The organism is Flavobacterium sp. (assembly GCF_028712645.1).
Lineage (GTDB): Bacteria > Bacteroidota > Bacteroidia > Flavobacteriales > Flavobacteriaceae > Flavobacterium.
In genome coordinates, this window is sequence record NZ_JAQTPQ010000073.1 from 1 (window position 1) to 14842 (window position 14842).

Below are 14842 nucleotides of genomic sequence, written 5' to 3' on the forward strand. Positions count from 1 at the left end.
ACATTGGCCATCACAATATTGATGGTTTGATGCTGAAAATCATTTTTGGGTTTAAATCCTAAAGATTTTCCTAAATAGATTTGAGCAACAGGAGCCAATTGGATATAATTATCAGCCGAAGTATGAAAATTTTCCCCAAACGATTTCCGTGCATTTATTTGTAAATCAGTATTAAGATTGGTGTTTAGTAATAAGGTTCCTGCAGTTATCAATGCTGCTGGAGCAATAAATTGTTTATATGAAATTTTATCTTTATTTTTTATAGTTGATAGAGTATCATTTGATTGTGCATTTCCTAAGAAAACAAATGAAGAGAATAGAAGCGTTATGAGTTTGGTTTTCATATTGTCTTAATAAAGATTGGGATTGAATTTTAAAATGTAAATTAGCTTTGCCAAATTTACAAGTAAAGATTTATACTTTTGTTCGAAAACTATGTATTTTTTATCCGAAGAATTGTTTTTTCCTCCTGTCTCTCAAGCCAATTCTGAAGGTATTTTGGCAGTTGGAGGTGATTTATCTCCTGAGCGTTTACTTTTGGCTTACCAAAGTGGAATATTTCCTTGGTTTGAAGAGGATCAACCTATTTTATGGTGGTCACCAAATCCTAGAATGGTTTTGTTTCTCGACGAATTAGTCGTTTCCAAAAGTATGAGAAACATTCTTAATCGGAATATTTTCAAAGTATCGTTTAACCAAAATTTCAGAGAAGTCATTTCGAATTGCCAAAAGATAAAACGTGACGGTCAAAACGGGACTTGGATAACCAATGATATGATTGAAGCTTACTGTAAATTGAACGAATTGGGAATTGCAAAATCAGTCGAAGTATGGCAAAACAATGAATTAGTTGGTGGTTTATATGGCGTCGATTTAGGAAATATTTTCTGTGGTGAAAGTATGTTTTCTAAGGTTTCAAATGCTTCAAAAGTTGCTTTTATAGCTTTGGCAAACCAATTAAGGAACAACTATAAACTTTTGGATTGTCAGGTATATAACGAGCATCTCGAAAGTTTGGGTTGCAGAGAAATTGAAAGAAATGATTTTATTCAGCTATTAAAATCTTAAATTTAGCTGTCGATTCCTTTTCTGAAACAATCTTCCACGTGATCATTGACCATTCCTGTAGCTTGCATATGCGCATAAATTACAGTTGAACCCACGAATTTAAATCCACGTTTTTTTAACTCTTTGCTAATTGTATCTGAAAGGGGAGTTGTTGCAGGAACCTCTTTCAAAGTCTTTCGATTGTTGTCAATGGGTTTACCATTAGTAAATTTCCAAATATATTCACTGAAACTTCCAAATTCTTTCTGTACTTCTATAAAAGCAATAGCATTCGAAACGGCCGCACGAATTTTCATTTGGTTGCGAATAATGCCTGCATCTAATATTAATTCCTGAATTTTTTCTTCAGAGTATTGAGCCACTTTTTTGTAATCAAAGTCATCAAAGGCTAATCGAAAATTTTCACGTTTTTTTAAAATCGTAATCCAACTCAACCCCGCTTGAAAAGTTTCGAGAATTAGGAATTCGAAGAGTTTTTGGTCATCATAAATAGGAACTCCCCATTCTTCATCGTGATATTTTTTGTATAAATCACTCGATAAGCACCAACCACATCTTGTTTTGTTTTCCATTTTTATTGAATTATAATTTCAAATATAACTATAAATCCCATTTCAAATTGCTTCAAAATGGGATTTATGATTTAAAAGTTTTATTCCAGTTTATTCAATTAAATAAGTCGTTTGGATTTATTAATTGGTTTAATTTTATTTTTAAATCTTCATTTAAAAGAGATAATCCCAATTGGAAAGAAGCATTCATCCAACCAAAACCTTCTCTACTAATGTATTCGAAGTCAGTCCCTTGATTTCCATATTCAGTGAAAACTTTGTGAGTTGCAATAACTACATCATATTTTTCAGGTACGGTTCCGTTGTAATCAGACGCATTTTTTGTGATCATCCAAAGCCATCTGTAAATCAATTCTTGGGCTTTAATTTCGTAGCCATAATTAATTAATCCTTGCCAAATTATCATTTGGTGAGGGGGCCATCCATTAGGGAAATCCCACTGACGTTGCATTTGGTCTACCGAAATAGATGAAAGAGCCTCTTCTGAACAACCTGCAATTCCTCCTAAATAAACCAACTTTGACAAACATTTTTCAATCATTTTGTCGGCTTGTTCTTGAGTAGTAATATTGGCCCAAAGCGGAAAGAAACTGGTCGCAGAAAGAAAAATATTTTGTTTTTGTGTTTTGAAATTATAATCAAAAAAGCAACTTTCTTCTTCGTTCCAAAGCAATTGATTCATCAATTTTTTTCGATTTTCTGCTTTTTCAATCCAATATTTTTGATGGTAAGAAGTGTTGTTGTATTCAAAATTATCGTCAAAATATTTAGCAATAATTTCAGCAAAATCCGTTTCATATTTATACAACATTGCATTGAGTTCAACAACATTCAAATCAGCACAAATGGCTTCAATTCGATAGCTTGTATCGTGACCGCTTTCGCGAACACTTCGGTCGTGAACAAAATAAGCATCGAGTTTTTTATTCTCAATTTTTCGTTGGTAATAAAGCTTTTCATATTCAGGAATTGACATATTAGCAGCTTCGGCAAGTGGCTTCAAAATAGCATCATAATGTCCTGATTCCGTTTCTGGAGGCAAACCGATTCCTTGAGCAAAATAGCGATTTAATCCGTTTTCGGTCAGTCGTTTTCCGCTTTCCATCCAAACGGTTTCATATTCTTTGATACAAATTTCAAGTTTTTGTTTCAACCAATTTATATCTTTATTGGGCATCGATTCAAAAACTTCACGAATCATACTAGAGTAAAATGGGGGTTGTGTTCGTGTGAGATAATACGATCTGTTAGCGTTTAGAATCTTGCCATAATGGGTAATTTGATAAGCAAAATTTTCGACCATACTCTCTGCTAAATCTAATTTACCATCCAGCAACAATCCAATATTTTCAAAATAACTATCCCAACCATACATTTCATTGAATCTTGCTCCAGGAACCACAAATGGAAATCCTTCAACATTTTGACCTTCTTTTTTTAAAGCTAAAGCCAAAATTCCTCCTTCGTCATTTATACTGCTCACATATTTCGGAGTAATTATTTGAGGTAATTGCACCACTTTCAAATTGAATTTTGGAGCTAGTTTTTGATAATAATCAAATCCAAAATCGTCTGTAAAAGGAACATAAATTATAGGATTATCTGTTTTTGATTTGGAATCAAGCAACAATTTCTCTAATCCTTTTTCGTCTAAAGTTCTTGTTAATCCATCCCAAAAATAATGGCTAATCATTTTTGAAATTCGATTGGCAGGAAGTTCAAAAACAGAATCTGTTTCGATAAAGTCCTGATTATTTTCTTTGGCAAGTACTAATTCCTGTAATAAATTAGAAAGATGATAGGTTCCTTCAATAGAAATTTCTTCTGTAGTAGATTTTAAAATAAAATACTTTGGGCCTACATCATCAATTGTAATTCTCTTATCTCCATCAGTATCTTCTTGATGTAATAATTGTTCTATAGTCTGGCTTATGTCGAGTTTAATTTTCATTTTTTGAAGTCAATTTTTTTAATATAAAGAATGAAATCAATAAAAATGACATTGGAATTAAAGTATAGAAAAAAGCATTTTCAGGGCCTTCATTTTTAAATAAATAACCGATAATTCTTGAACCTAAAGTTCCGCCCAAAGCCGAAAAGACAACAATCAATCCCGTCATTGAACTGTGTAATTTTTGAGGCAAAGCACTCAATACAACTGAATTCAAAAGCGGGTATATTGGAGCAATAAAAAGCCCTACCAAAGGAAAAGCAAACCCTATTATTGGAATATCAGTAAGCGTATTGATTTCTTTCACTTCTAATCCTACTGTTTTCGGAAGTACAAAAATTACAATAAGTATAGCCATAATTATACAAAAAGTAAGTACCCAAATCCAATTTATTTTTTTTGTTATGATTCCTGCTAATAGTCTTCCTATGGCCAATGTAATAGCTAAAATACTCGCCATCATAATGCTAATATTCTGTGGAAGATGGAGTACTTTACTATTGAAAGTAGGCAGCCAAGACATTATTCCTTGCTCTATCATTACAAACAAAAAAGCACTTATTACAAAAACTATTGTTAGCAGTTTTGTAAATAATTTGAACATTTGTGCAAAATCATCTATCAAATTAACTCCAGGAATTTCGGCTTGGGTTTCAAATTTTGCAAAAAACAAAAAACCAAAAGACAGCAATGAAATACCTGCCAATAACCAATATACATTAAGCCAAGCATCTGGATTTGAATCTGAATTAAATGCAGGAAAAAGAAAATAAGCCAATGCAATTCCTAACATAAAAACCCCTTCGATACTACTCATCAAACTGTTATGTTCTTTTTGATTCTCTGTAACGGTTCCTATTAGTGAATAAACAGAAACTTTAATTAAAGCAAAAGATACTCCAACGGTGGCGAAAAGTATTTTTGCAGCACTGAATGAATTACCAAAATACATACTTATACAAGCTATGGCAACTAATCCCAATCCGATAAGCATCGCTTTTTTATAACCAATTCTAGGTAAAAAAGAGGCTACCAAAAATGAAACTATTGCAATAGGTAAATCTTTGAAAGCTTCTAAAATACTGGCTTGTAATTCGTCCACTCCATAATTTGCTTGAGATTTGAGGATTACAATTCCTACACTGTTAAGCAAAATTGCGAATACAAAATAGTTAAGGTACATTGCTATTTTGATGGAGTTTTTTTTCATACTATTTTGCTTTATTAAATTAATATTGATTTTTATTAATATGGAAATCTATTTTAAATAGCCTTTAAAATCCATTTCATCGGGTAATCCTCCTAGATTTTGAAGTTTTAAAACTGCTAATTTTTGAGCAATTGATATTGTTTCTTCCAAATTTTTATTTGACAATTGTGCGTATAAAAATCCTGTCCAAAAGGCATCTCCAGCTCCTGTTGTATCTTTAATATCTTTTATCGGTAGCGCTTTTTGGCGCAGTATTCCGGTTTGAGAATCAGAGAGAACAACTCCGTCTTTCCCTTTTGTTAAACAAATTGTTTTGGCCCCTAATTTATGAAAATATTGAAATATAAATTCTTCACTTTTCGCTTCGTCAAATAAGCGAAAACAATCGTCATCACTTAATTTTACAATAGGATTTGTTGATAAGTATTCTTTTAAAACTAGTTTAGCTTCCTCACGATTCGGCCAAATTTTTTCCGAAAAATTAATGTCAATACTCGTTTGTAAACCTAGAGAATTAGCTTGTTTTGCGCCTTCTAAAATGGTATTTCTCGCTGGGTTTTTGCTTAATGCAAAACAAGTTGTATGATATATTTTAGCACTTTTGAGCAATTTTTCCGAAATTTGAGTAATATGAATTTGGCAGTCTGCCTGTCTATAGGCAATGAATTCTGGTGTGTTAGTTGATTTTGAAACAAAAATTACCGAGGTTGGATAATCTGCTGATCTTTGAATTTGAGAAGTAAGGACATTGTTTTTCTCTAACTTTCGTACAATAAAATCACCTAATCCATCTTGGCCACAAGTAGCTACTAAAATGGATTTTAATCCTAATTTTGCTGCATTTATAGCCACATTTGTTGGTGATCCTCCCAGAAATCTATGGTAATTTTTTGTTTTTTCTATGGAAGCATTTGTTTCGTGACCGATAAAGTCAATAAGTACTTCTCCAATACTGATAATATCTATTATTTTTTTCAAATTAGAATAAGAATTTAAAATTTGTATTTATACTTTGGTGTAACATTACTGTTGCAGCCCCACTCCAGGCGCAAAATGGAATCCCATTTGGTTTTTTTGTCTTACTGTTGAAATTTTCATAAAAAGAGAAATTATCAACTGAATTTGCATTATTTATATTGTTTAATAAAATTTGTGCTTCTTCTTTTTTTTGTTTAGAAAGTAATGCTAATCCATAAAATCCATTGACCATCGACCAACTTCCTCCATTATGAAATTCGTATGGAAAATTTCTAAACTCATACTTGCAATTATTTTTAATCAAATTCCAATCTAAATCACTTTCTTTTATTGGTGGCCAAAATGCAGGTATTAATTGAAGTGGCATTTGGTTTTTTAATGTTTCAAAATGTTTTAAAATGGAGTCGTGAAATTTCTCATTTCCAATAGTAAGCATTATTGCTAATGAATTTGCAAAAGCATCGAATTGTGATTTATAGCCTGCTGGTGAAAAAGAGCAAGGCATAAAATCTTGAATATTTACTTCTTCGTAGGCTTTTTTATGATACTTTTCTCCAGCTGAATTTGGAGTGAAGTTAATTTCTATTTGCTTTGTGATATTTTCTATTTTGTTTGTTATTTCATCCTCGTTTGCAAAATGATTATAACTTTTTAAAGCCCAAACACGTAATAATTGGTCATACAAAACATAACCATCCGTAATATATTCATCAGCCCAATTTCCTGAAAGAGGAACATAAACAAGATGTTTGTTATTGAATTCCCAAGCGTCAAGTAGCTTCAGGCATTTTTGAATTGCAAGATTATGTTTGGCAACAAATGCTAAATCTTTTTTGTAATAGGCATACTGGCAAATACCAATAATGAACCAAGTTACTGCATCTACACGACCTGCTAAGCCACCATAGCTAACTTCAATTGAATCGCCATTAGTTATAACATTTGAAGGGATTGTTCCGTTTGAATGTTGGTTTTTAGCCAGCGTTTCTAATGTTTTTCTAAAAGTGTCAATCAAGGTTATATCACCAGAAGCTAAAGCAGCTAAACCACATATTACGCCATCGCGAGCCCAAACACTTTTGTAATTAGAAATATTTTGGCTACTTGCTAAGAAGCCTTCATTTGAAGAACATTCCTGAAGTAATTCGATTGCTTTTATATAATTGAAATCTATCATTATATAGTTGCTTCTTTTTTATCGTTTTTAATAAGTAGTGTACAGGCGGCACTTATAATTAATAATGCGCCTGCAAAAGTAATTGCATATCGAGCATCATTGTTTAAAAAATGCTTAAGAATATATCCAAATGTTATGGTTTGAATAAACATAGGAATTACAATCATCATATTAATGATGCCCATATAAACTCCGTAACGTTCTTTTGGGATGTTATTTACAACCAATAAATATGGTATTCCCATCATACTTGCCCAGCCTATTCCAAAACCAGTTATTGCTGGAAATAATAAGTATTTATTTTCTATATGCGGAAAAATCAAAAACCCAATTGCGGCTAACATTAAGCAAGTAAAATGTACATACTTCGCTGAATATTTTTTTGCAAAATAGACTAAAATGAATGCAAAAACAAAAGTAACAATGTTATACCATCCGTTTACTAATCCTGTCCAACTCACCGCTTCACCGTATAATTTCATGTCTTTTTGAGGACTTGTATTCCAAACAGATAGTGCAATACTTTTGGATGAGTTTTGCCAATAGCAAAACAAAGCATACCATTGAAATAAATAAACTAAAGCTAGCTGCCACATTACTTTTGGCATATGTTTTACAGCTTGAACAATATCAATAAATGGAGTTAATACACTAAGTTTTTCCTCTCTCATTTTTTGTAATTCTTCGTCTGTAGGAGGTATTTCTTTTGTGGTGTGAGAGCTCCACCAAACCGATGCGATAGAACAAATTGATCCTAGGAAGAATGAAGCATAAACCCAAGTTGGTAATTTCCCCATTGTGCCTACAAAGATCGTAGGAAATATGAACAAGGAAATGTTTGCTAATGTTTGCCCAAAACCGGTAAAGAAACTTTGTGCTTGAAATCCTGTGGGTTGTTGGGATTCATCTAATTTATCAGCTATAAATGCGCGGTAAGGCTCCATTGCGGTATTATTCCCAGCGTCTAAAATCCACAATAATCCAGCGGCCATCCATAGCGAACTACTGAAAGGGAAAAGGAATAATGCAATGCTGCATACTAAAGCTCCAATAAGAAAAAATGGCTTTCTTCTGCCTCCAAATTTTGGCGACCAAGTTTTATCACTTAAAGCACCAATTATTGGCTGTATTAAAAGTCCAGTTAATGGGCCTGCAAGATTAAGTAGTGGTAATTGGTCTGGGCTTGCACCAAGAAAATCATAAATTGGATTAACTGCACTCTGTTGTAAACCAAAACTATATTGAATGCCAAAAAAACCAACATTCATATTGATAATCTGCCAAAAGCTTAATTTTATTTTCATTTATGTTTTTTTTCCTATTATTCTTTAAATATAATTGTAAAAAATATATTAAGAATAGTATTAAAATAAAAAACGTTTTCGGAACAACCGAAAACGTTTTCGAAACATTATATTGATTCTAAATAATGATTATTTATTTACTCAAATGGAATAATTATCTCCGTTTTCCATTCTAATTCATTGCCTCCATTAAAAGGGTTATCTAAGAAATGTTCTAAAGGTTTATTTCCCAATTTAATATCATTCTTTTTGGCGTAATCTAGTAGTGCAAACCAAGCTCGATCGGAAGTTCTAAAATTGCCGAAATAGGTTGCCTGAAGCCCTTTTTTTGCAGGGATAGTTTTAAACTTTACATCGGCATCAGGAATATATTTTGTATTTTTAGGTATTGGAAAACAATAATTAAAACTAACAATTTCTTTATCTTGATTCCAATCTGTAATTTCTATATATGGCCGATAACCAATTATTTTTATTTTATTTTTATCTAAATAACCTACAATTGTTGCATCATAATTTATCATTGTTTGAGCCTTTTCTTGCATTATACTTTTCATAGAAATATAAGCTACATACATTTCTTTAGAGGATTTTTCGCCATCAATTCTAATTTTAAAATCGTCAATATGATCTTCAAGTCCCATTTTAAAAGATTTTATTTTCTCTATTTGTTCAGTTCTAAACTTGGTTGAAACAAAAGGAGCTGTTAATCTATTATAGAATGAATGATTTATCTCTTTTATTCCAACAGTCACATTTGTAATTGAATCGTTTAGTGATTTCATTTCCCAAGTATATTCCATTTCCGTATTTCCTTTTAACATCCGTTGTTTTATGAAATCAAAGTTTCTCTTTTCTAATACGGTATAATTTTCATTTTTAATTTTAGACTGAGCTGTTGTCCATTCCATAATTCCTTGAGAAATGGTTCCTGTGGCTGTATTAACCTTAAAAATAATGGTATAATCGGATTGTTTTATTAAAAAATACCAAACGGTAAAAGAAAATAAAACGATAATTACTAGCCACTTTAACTTATTATTCATTTGTAGAATTTGATTTATTTTGATTTGAAAAAATTGATTTTATTATTAACTAAATTTCCAACACTTGTACCTTGAACCATACCATTTTCGATTGCAGCTCTATAATGAATACCACCATAAAAACGACTTAAACCTGCTTCTGTTGATGCAGCATCAAAAGATTTAAAAGATCTATTAGGTAATCCAAAAGGCAGTTCAGAACTATCTTCAAAAGAAAAATTATCACCAAAAATGGAAGTCAATATTGTAGATGCAGATTTTGATACTACAGAATGACCACTTGTATATTCTGGAAAGGGAGGCGTTTGTAAAACTGGTTTCCAATCTTCATCCATATGTTGATTGATAACAGTTTCTGGGCGAATTACATTGCTTCTGTATTTTTCATCCCAACAACTAATAAATGCATCAAACATTCCTATTGAAATTTTGGTGTAGGCAAAAACAATTTTGTTAAAATCGGCTTTTGATTTTATACAGGCAATTTTTGTGATTCCCATCCAGTGTGCTCCTGGACTAATTTTCTTTTTAGCAAACATCATATGACCTTGGCTAACGGATACATAGGGATTGCAATCCCAAAATTGAGCCATCTTGATTTGCTCACATCCATCGCCCAATTTCTCCATTGTTTTGCTTATGTCATAAACTTCCTGAACTTGTTTAAAGAAATTTGATTTTTTATCTAACGAAAAAGGGAAAGCGGGAACAGGTTTAAACTGTGAAGCTGAATCTAAAACTAAAGTTCTTATTTCATTCCAATGTGGTTCTATGGCATCCATATAAGCTGGAGGAGTAGGTTGCCATCTTCCTGGTTGGTCAGCGAAAACTGAAAATTTTGACATTGTACGAGTCTCTTTGTAGTTGTCTTTACCCATCCATTTCACGATGCGTTCAGCTACTTTAAGTCCATATTCTTTTGATATTTCAAATTCTTCTGAGTTTTCATCTTGCCATTTTTTATATAAACTATCTCTAAATTTTTCAACTAATTCTTCTGAGAAAACTAATTGCTTGCTTACCTCCATATGAGCAATTAAAGCCGCTAAAGGTTGATTGACCTTACTCTTTGGATCTAAAATTGGAATAGAATCTAACCCTTTTAATTGATGCTGTAAACTAGTATACGTTTTATTATTTTGTGCAATCACTTCATACGCAGCAATATTTGGATAAACAAATACTCGGCTTGCAACTGGAGGTGAGAAAATGTCATGAATCATTATTTCTGTAACATTTTCAATAGATGCATGATATTCATCATTTGTAACTTCAATATGTTTTTCTGTTTTACATGAGATAAATAGAATAAACATTGCTCCTAAAAGATAAATTTTAGATTTCATTTTTTTTATTTTTTTTAGTGATTTTTAATTCTTAGACATTGGCAATTCATAAACCTCTGCCTTTTTATTATTTATGGTTACCAATAAATATTTTTTATTATTTAAGTTTATTATATTTAGATGTCTAACTGTTTTTTGACTCAAATCAATACCAACTTGATTTCCAAGATAAATAGTTTTTTCATCTTTTATTAAAGCTCCAGCAAATCCATCAAATCTACTGTGGTATGGAGTAACTCCAAAATAATTTCCAGCTGCAAAAACGGCTTCATTACTTCCATCAAATTTTGCTTTTACAAAACAGTTTATAGGGGCAACCTGTAGTTTATTAGAAAACGGGACAAAGGTAAATTTGCCTTTGTCATTTCTTAAATATCCCGATTTCAAATTATGTACTTCATATAATTTTGCTTTTTCAAGCATTTGTGGATCAAATATTTCTTCTAAAGTTTTTCCTGCAAAGGATTTATAAGTGTGGAATTTCTTTTTTAGCATTCCACTAAATTCTTCAGACAATTCATCTAATCCCATTGTGGGATAGTATCTCCCATTTTTTTCAACAGCAACTATTGTCTCAAAAGACCAATTATTATCAAAATCGTCATAATACATTTTCATAGGAAACTCATTCGATGCTTTAAATTTAGAATTCATTCCCCAGTTGCCTATTAAATAATCTTCGTCACCATCGTGATCAATATCAAAGGGTTGAATCGATTGCCATAAACCATTTAGTTTTTCTGGCAAAACAGTTTCAGTAATATCTTGAAATTTGCCGTTTTTGTTAGCATAAAATCTTGGTTTCATCCATTCTCCAACTAAAATTAAATCGGGTTTTCTGTCTTTGTTAAAATCAGTAACTATGGCATCTGTAACCATACCTGTTTTTGAAAATAATTTATTTTCGACTATTGTGAAGACGCCTTTATTATTATTTAATAAATAGCAATCAGGATTAGATCCGAAAACATTATTTTTAGAATTATTTCCAATAAAAAGGTCTAAATCACCATCATTATCATAGTCAAACGCTTTTACGACAGAAGCATTTTCAGCTAATTTTGGAAAAGCTACTTTACTTAATTGATTGTTTTTGTTTAGATACAATCGAGAATCTAAATTTGCAGGATTTTCACCACTGCCTGATGCAACAAACAAATCGTTAATTTTATCAGTATTAAAATCTCCTATTACTGCCGATGCATCTTCATAAATAGAATCATTTTCGATTGCAACCGATGATTTTTTAGCAAATCCTGACGCATTTTGAATATAAATAGCTGCTTTTTTACCTTTGGCACTTCCAAAGAATATATCCTCTTTACCATCTCCGTTTAAATCCCCAATTGCTGTTGCGGGACCTCTATCTGAATGCTGATAAGGAATTAATTTTTGTACTAAAAAATCAGTATAATCATTTTCTTGATGTATATAATCAATGCCTAAATTGTTTTTTGATTTTTTGAAAACAGTTAGGACGGATGGATGTAATTTATTATAATAAAATAATTTACGATTTGAATTAGGTTTTATTGTTAGCGTTTGATTGGTTTTTACATTCTTTAATGTTTGGGATGTTTTATCAGGCCAAATCACTAGCAATGAATCGATGCTACTTGTTTTTCCATATCCAAAATGAATTATAGGTTCTGGTGAAGATTGAAATCCTCGGGTAGTTTGCAACTCTTTATATTGCATTTTTCCTTTGTTATATGAAATTACTTTTGTTCCAATCCCAAAAGTATTTTTGCCACCAAACCTCAGTTTTAATTTTAAATAATTTCCTTTCTCATTGGTTTGATTGATATAAACAGAGGCAACACTATTTAGATTATTAGTGATTACATCTAAATCTCCATCATTATCTAAATCTCCATAAGCACTTCCATTAGAAATTATGGAGTCGTTTTCAATCCAATCTGCTGATTTGTTATTAAAAATTAAATCTTTTGAACCTTGAAAAATATAGTTGGTAACCTTGCCATTTGGCATTTTTCGTAACGCTTCTTTATCTAATAATTTTGTAGAATTAATTTTAGTTTTTACTTGATCATTAGATAAGTATTTTACATAATCTAAATCATTTGGTCGTTTTGGAATTCCATTGCATACAAAAATGTCTTGTTCTCCATCTTGGTTATAATCGGCAAATAATGCACTCCAACTCCAGTCTGTAGCTGCAACACCACTCATCAAAGCAGTTTCAGTAAAGTTATTACCTCCTTGATTCAGTTGCAACATATTTCTAGTGTACTGATAATGATACCCTAATTTTTCTGTTCTAACTTTTAGCATTTGAACATTATCATCACCCAATGAAGATTTTAAAACTTTTTCGCTTTCAGGAAGCATATCAAGAGTCAAAATGTCAGGAAAACCATCATGATTTACATCGGCAACATCAAGTCCCATTGTAAAACGGCTTGTGTGACCAAAATGACTTTTTAAACTTTCAGTAAAAGTACCATCACCATTATTCAAGTAGTAATAGTCGTCTTCATGAAAGTCATTGCAAATATAAATATCAGGATTTCCATCAAGGTTAAAATCGGATACGGCAATTCCTAAACCATACCCATTTGCTCCTCCAAAAATTCCTGCTTTTTCGCTTACATCGACAAATTTTCCATTGTCGTTTCTGAATAATTTATCGCCACATTCATAGCTTCTTTTATTTCTAATGTCGGCTTTTCCAAAAGATTCCTCTGTGTGAACTGCATGATTTAGTAAATACATATCTAAATCTCCATCATTATCATAATCAAAAAATGCTACCGATGTGCTATAGTTATCTAAATCTAAGCCATATTCTGCAGCACTTTCTGTGAATGTATTGTCTTTGTTGTTAATGAATAATTCATTATGACCTTCAAATCCATTGATTCCCACAACGGCACAAACGTAAATATCTAAATAGCCGTCGCCATTAACATCTGCCATAATTGAGCCTGTTTCCCAATCACTTTGACCTTCAACACCCGCTTTTGCACTAATATCTTCAAATTTATTTTCGCCTTTATTCAGGTATAGTTTATTTTTTCCTTGATTGGATGTAAAATAAATATCAACTAAACCATCATTATTAATGTCTCCTAATGCAACTCCTCCTCCATTATAATAATAGAGATAGTCTAAAATAGATATTTTTTTGGATTCTAATAATTGGTTATTGAATGTAATATTGCTTTTTGTTGCATCTAGTTTTTCAAATAACAAATCTTGTTTTTTTGAACAACTAACAAATAGTAATGTTATTACTATAATTCTATAAAAATTATTCATTGATTTTAAATATTTTTGGCGTTGCATCATTAATTACCGCAATAATTGAAACAGTATTATTCTTGTTTTTTATTTTTTGAATGTGTTTTACTTCTCCTTTCATATAGAAACCAGATTTGGCGTAGGGCGTCCAAGTATAAGTCCCGTTTTTATTGCCTAACAAAACACTTCCGTAATTTGCATCTAATCTTCCAAACTGTGGTTTGAATTCATATTGATTTCCACCCAGGATAATATCTAAAATTCCATCATTGTTTACATCCAATGTGCTAATGGTATTTACACACGAAAACTGTACTTCTTTTGGCAATAATTTCACTTCAAATTTTCCATTTCCAGTATTTATGGCAATGATACTTTCTTGCGTATTGGCTATTTTTTGAATTGAATTGTTAATTATTTCTTTTGGAAATAATTCTTGAAATGATTTTTTAGAATATTCCTCATAGCTTATATTCTTCTTTTTTATCATCGGAATTTGTTTTGCTAACTCGGATTTTAAATGAACGGGGATATCTTTTCCATCTATTGTTCTAGTTGTAATTTGTTCGATTGTACCATTTGCATCAAAGTCATTCACGAACATTTTCATCGGATTTGTTGCAGTAGCTTTATAAGGTGTGTTTGTTCCTTTGTTGCCAAGAATTAAATCTTTTTTGCCGTCATTATTCAAATCAACACAACTAACGGTGTTCCAAAAACCAGGATAATTGGTTAGATTAGATTGAAATTCAGCCAATCTTCTTCCAGTATTTTTGAAAATTGTTGGAGTCATCCAATCGCCAACCACTATTAAATCTTTTTTGCCATCATTGTCAATATCTTCCCAAATAGCATCAGTAATCATTCCTATTTCTTCTAGTTTGAATGCTTTCTTTCCAATTACATTGGTGAAATTACCTTTACCA

The 14842-nt window shown here is 31.4% G+C and carries 11 protein-coding genes and 1 pseudogene; 1 reads left to right on the forward strand and 11 read right to left on the reverse strand.

The annotated features are described in order from the left end of the window. A pseudogene (locus PHC28_RS07410) lies at positions 1-344 on the reverse strand (PAP2 family protein); the annotation flags it as partial. 91 nt (positions 345-435) lie between these two features. Here PHC28_RS07410 and aat point away from each other — a divergent pair. Next, positions 436-1068, forward strand: coding sequence for a leucyl/phenylalanyl-tRNA--protein transferase (gene aat, locus PHC28_RS07415; RefSeq protein WP_300097905.1), 633 nt, complete (start codon positions 436-438; stop codon positions 1066-1068). Between the two features lie 2 nt (positions 1069-1070). Here the strand turns inward: aat and PHC28_RS07420 are convergent, their stop codons facing one another. The 10 genes from PHC28_RS07420 to PHC28_RS07465 form a co-directional block, all read right to left on the reverse strand. Beyond that, positions 1071-1640 (reverse strand): DNA-3-methyladenine glycosylase I, encoded by a 570-nt coding sequence (locus PHC28_RS07420; RefSeq protein ID WP_300097908.1) that lies wholly within the window; start codon positions 1638-1640, stop codon positions 1071-1073. 94 nt (positions 1641-1734) lie between these two features. After that, complete coding sequence (locus PHC28_RS07425) at positions 1735-3591, reverse strand: trehalase family glycosidase (protein WP_300097911.1); 1857 nt, start codon at positions 3589-3591, stop codon at positions 1735-1737. Beyond that, on the reverse strand, positions 3581-4801 hold the full coding sequence (locus tag PHC28_RS07430) for a sugar MFS transporter (protein WP_300097914.1): 1221 nt from the start codon (positions 4799-4801) through the stop codon (positions 3581-3583). Before PHC28_RS07430 ends, PHC28_RS07425 begins: the two co-directional genes overlap by 11 nt. A gap of 48 nt (positions 4802-4849) precedes the next feature. Continuing rightward, positions 4850-5779: a carbohydrate kinase family protein gene (locus PHC28_RS07435; protein ID WP_300097919.1), complete on the reverse strand. Its 930-nt coding sequence runs from the start codon at positions 5777-5779 to the stop codon at positions 4850-4852. A gap of 1 nt (position 5780) precedes the next feature. Further along, a complete protein-coding gene (locus tag PHC28_RS07440; protein ID WP_300097922.1) occupies positions 5781-6956 on the reverse strand; it encodes a glycoside hydrolase 100 family protein in 1176 nt (391 codons plus the stop codon). Beyond that, positions 6956-8260 carry an MFS transporter gene (locus tag PHC28_RS07445; RefSeq protein WP_300097928.1) on the reverse strand — a complete coding sequence of 435 codons (1305 nt, stop codon included), beginning with the start codon at positions 8258-8260 and terminating at the stop codon, positions 6956-6958. Before PHC28_RS07445 ends, PHC28_RS07440 begins: the two co-directional genes overlap by 1 nt. 137 nt (positions 8261-8397) lie before the next feature. Further along, positions 8398-9306: a GyrI-like domain-containing protein gene (locus PHC28_RS07450; protein ID WP_300097935.1), complete on the reverse strand. Its 909-nt coding sequence runs from the start codon at positions 9304-9306 to the stop codon at positions 8398-8400. A 14-nt stretch (positions 9307-9320) separates the two neighbouring features. Further along, positions 9321-10652 carry a vanadium-dependent haloperoxidase gene (locus PHC28_RS07455; RefSeq protein WP_300097942.1) on the reverse strand — a complete coding sequence of 444 codons (1332 nt, stop codon included), beginning with the start codon at positions 10650-10652 and terminating at the stop codon, positions 9321-9323. Between the two features lie 24 nt (positions 10653-10676). Further along, positions 10677-13934 (reverse strand): VCBS repeat-containing protein, encoded by a 3258-nt coding sequence (locus tag PHC28_RS07460; RefSeq protein ID WP_300097948.1) that lies wholly within the window; start codon positions 13932-13934, stop codon positions 10677-10679. Beyond that, positions 13927-14842 (reverse strand): VCBS repeat-containing protein (locus PHC28_RS07465; RefSeq protein ID WP_300097953.1); only part of this gene is annotated, 916 nt, incomplete at its 5' end. The genes PHC28_RS07460 and PHC28_RS07465, both read right to left, overlap by 8 nt.